The sequence below is a fragment of the Streptomyces sp. H39-S7 genome, from assembly GCF_027158205.1.
Taxonomy (GTDB): domain Bacteria; phylum Actinomycetota; class Actinomycetes; order Streptomycetales; family Streptomycetaceae; genus Actinacidiphila.
The window spans coordinates 1-2,538 of the sequence record NZ_JAPVLU010000130.1 but is presented as its reverse complement, the minus strand read 5'-3'; the positions used below and the strand labels follow the sequence as shown (position 1 = coordinate 2,538).

Here is a 2,538-nt window from a genome sequence, read left to right as displayed (position 1 = left end):
GTGCCGGAGGCTCCGTCCACAGCCCCCGGCACCGGCGCGCCACACTTTTCTCCCCGCGCGTCAGCCCGCCCGGTACGCCAGCCGGTCCTTGGCCCGTTCGCCGCGGCGGCCGACCGGAACGACCCCGGCGGCCTCGCCCAGGCCGTACGCCGGCATGTTGACGTAGATCGTCTCGTAGCCGCCCGCGGGCACGACGTAGGTCTCGTGGAAGATGCCGACGTGGCTCTTCCCCGCCCGCGCCCGCCGGTTGAAGTCCGTCCACGCCGGGCGGTGCTCGTTGTTCTGCGCCGAGGCGTAGGCGATCAGCTTCTCGTGCGACTCCCAGTACTGGATCACCTCGAAGACCCGGGGCATCCCCGGCCGGAGCCGGAAGCCCAGCAGCCCGCTCCCCTCCTCCTTCGACAGCTCCTTGAGCATGCGCGGCATCGCCCTGAACACCGGCCACCAGCTGCGCAGGGCCCAGAAGTTGTTGATCCGCATCCCGACGACGAAGACGATCACTTCGCCCTCCGCCGCGGCGGTCGTACGGCCTTCGATCAGCTCGGCGCCCATGGTGGCTCCCCCGTTGTGGATACATTGGATAGCCGCACTATCCATGATTGGATAGTGACACTCTCCAATGAAAGGCGCAAGAGGATGAAGCTCGCGGAACTGAGCGATCGCAGCGGACTCCCGGCAGCCACGATCAAGTACTACCTGCGCGAGCAACTGCTGCCCGCCGGCCGCCGGATCACCGCCACCCAGGCGGAGTACGGCGACGATCATCTGCGCCGGCTGCGGCTCGTGCGTGCCCTGATCCAGGTCGGGAAGATGCCGGTGGCCACCGCGCGCCAGGTGCTGGCCGCGGTCGAGGACGAGTCTCTGGACCAGAACGTGCGCCTGGGTGCCGCCGTCTGGGCGCTGCCCCAGGGCCCGAAGCCGGTGGAGGACGATCCGGCGACCGCGGTGGCCCGACGCGAAGTGGAGCTGCTGATGCGGCACCTCGGCTGGTGCAAGAGCCTGGAGGCCGGCGACGACTCCCCCGCCTGGGGAACGCTGGTGGTGGCGGTGGCCGCGCTGGTCCGGCTCGGATACCCCTGCGAGGCCGACGACTTGGCGCCGTACGCGCGGGCCGCGGCCCAACTGGCCGTCACCGACCTGGATCTCGTCGAGCAGTTCAGCAGCACCCCCCTCGAACAGGTCGAGGCGGCGGTGGCGCTCACCGTGCTCTACGAGCCGGTGCTGCTGAGCCTGCGCCGGCTGGCGCAGGCCGAGGAGTCCAAGCACCGCTTCGGTACGGAGGGTTGAGGAGACAGCAGAAGAGGCCCTCCGCCGGAGCGGAGGGCCTCTTCTCTACGTACCCCCGACCGGATTCGAACCGGCGCTACTGCCGTGAGAGGGCAACGTGCTAGGCCGCTACACAACGGGGGCTCGCACTTGCTTCACATACGTTACTGCGCTGGGGTACCAGGACTCGAACCTAGACTAAGGGAACCAGAAACCCTCGTGCTGCCAATTACACCATACCCCATGGTGTGTCAAGTACCCCCGACCGGATTCGAACCGGCGCTACTGCCGTGAGAGGGCAGCGTGCTAGGCCGCTACACAACGGGGGCCCTAGCGATCCTGCATCGTCACGGCCAGGTGCGACCTGAAGGCGACGGAGAGAAGGATCTGTACCCCCGACCGGATTCGAACCGGCGCTACTGCCGTGAGAGGGCAGCGTGCTAGGCCGCTACACAACGGGGGCTCGCACTTGCTTTGTACTGCGCTGGGGTACCAGGACTCGAACCTAGAATAAGGGAACCAGAAACCCTCGTGTTGCCAATTACACCATACCCCACCAAAACACAACCCCCGGTCCGGGGGTTTGTTTGATGTTGCGCTTCCGGCCTGGCCTTTCGGCCCGATTGGGCGGCGCAGGAAGAACATTACCCGATGGGGGACGGGGCTCCAAAACCGGTATTCGCGGCCAGCAGCGCGGGGAGCTCCGCCAGTCCGATGATCCGCCGCAGGTCCGGGGGGACATCGGTGCCCGCGGCGGTCCCCCTACGGTCCAGCCAGATCCCGAAGAGGCCCGCCTCGTCCGCCCCGCGAGCGTCGATCTCGGGCTGGTCACCGATGTACGCCACCTCACCAGGCGGCAGGCCCAGGGCCTCGCAGCCCGCCAGGAACGCCCCGGCGGCGGGCTTGCTCACCCCCAGCTCCGCCGCGCAGAGCAGCACCTCGAAATGGTCCCGCAGCCCCAGCACGCGCAGTTTGCGCTCCTGGTGGACGCTGCTGGAGTTGGACAGGATCCCCTGCCGGTAGCCGGGCGCCAGCGCCATCACGGCGGGCGTGGCGTCCGGGAACAGGGCCCAGGAGGCCTCGTAGTGGGTGATGTAGCGGGCGAACCACGCGGACGCCTCCGCGTCGCTCAGCGGCTCACCCAGGAACTCGCGGACCCGGTCGCGGCGCTGGCCCTCGTAGTCGACGGCTCCGTCCGCGAAACGCTGCCAGTGGCGCGCGGTGATCAACTGCCAACGGCCGAGGGCCTGGCCGGCGGATTCGGATCCGCCG

3 protein-coding genes and 5 tRNA genes are annotated in these 2,538 nt (G+C 68.6%); 1 reads left to right on the top strand and 7 read right to left on the bottom strand.

Going from position 1 to position 2,538, the window contains the following annotated elements; genetic code table 11:
• Nucleotides 1-60: 60 nt before the first annotated feature.
• On the bottom strand, nucleotides 61-552 hold the full coding sequence (locus O3X23_RS43790; protein ID WP_269280963.1) for a DUF4188 domain-containing protein: 492 nt from the start codon (nucleotides 550-552) through the stop codon (nucleotides 61-63).
• An 84-nt stretch (nucleotides 553-636) separates the two neighbouring features.
• On the opposite strand from O3X23_RS43790, the gene O3X23_RS43785 reads away from it, so the two are divergent.
• Complete coding sequence (locus O3X23_RS43785) at nucleotides 637-1,287, top strand: MerR family transcriptional regulator (protein ID WP_269280966.1); 651 nt, start codon at nucleotides 637-639, stop codon at nucleotides 1,285-1,287.
• Between the two features lie 50 nt (nucleotides 1,288-1,337).
• Here O3X23_RS43785 and O3X23_RS43780 read toward each other — a convergent pair.
• The 6 genes from O3X23_RS43780 to O3X23_RS43755 all read right to left on the bottom strand — a co-directional run.
• A tRNA-Glu gene (locus O3X23_RS43780) sits at nucleotides 1,338-1,410 on the bottom strand.
• Between the two features lie 28 nt (nucleotides 1,411-1,438).
• A tRNA-Gln gene (locus O3X23_RS43775) sits at nucleotides 1,439-1,510 on the bottom strand.
• Between the two features lie 12 nt (nucleotides 1,511-1,522).
• Nucleotides 1,523-1,595: transfer RNA gene (locus O3X23_RS43770), tRNA-Glu, on the bottom strand.
• Nucleotides 1,596-1,656: 61 nt separating this feature from the next.
• Nucleotides 1,657-1,729 (bottom strand) — tRNA-Glu (locus O3X23_RS43765).
• Nucleotides 1,730-1,750: 21 nt separating this feature from the next.
• A tRNA-Gln gene (locus O3X23_RS43760) sits at nucleotides 1,751-1,822 on the bottom strand.
• An 88-nt stretch (nucleotides 1,823-1,910) separates the two neighbouring features.
• Nucleotides 1,911-2,538 (bottom strand): HAD family hydrolase (locus O3X23_RS43755; RefSeq protein WP_269280959.1); only part of this gene is annotated, 628 nt, incomplete at its 5' end.

What these genes read in the sequence shown, in the direction of transcription:
- O3X23_RS43785 (WP_269280966.1), top strand. Translation starts at nt 637, where the DNA reads ATGAAGCTCGCGGAACTGAGCGATCGCAGCGGACTCCCGGCAGCCACG.
- O3X23_RS43790 (WP_269280963.1), bottom strand. Translation starts at nt 552, where the DNA reads ATGGGCGCCGAGCTGATCGAAGGCCGTACGACCGCCGCGGCGGAGGGC.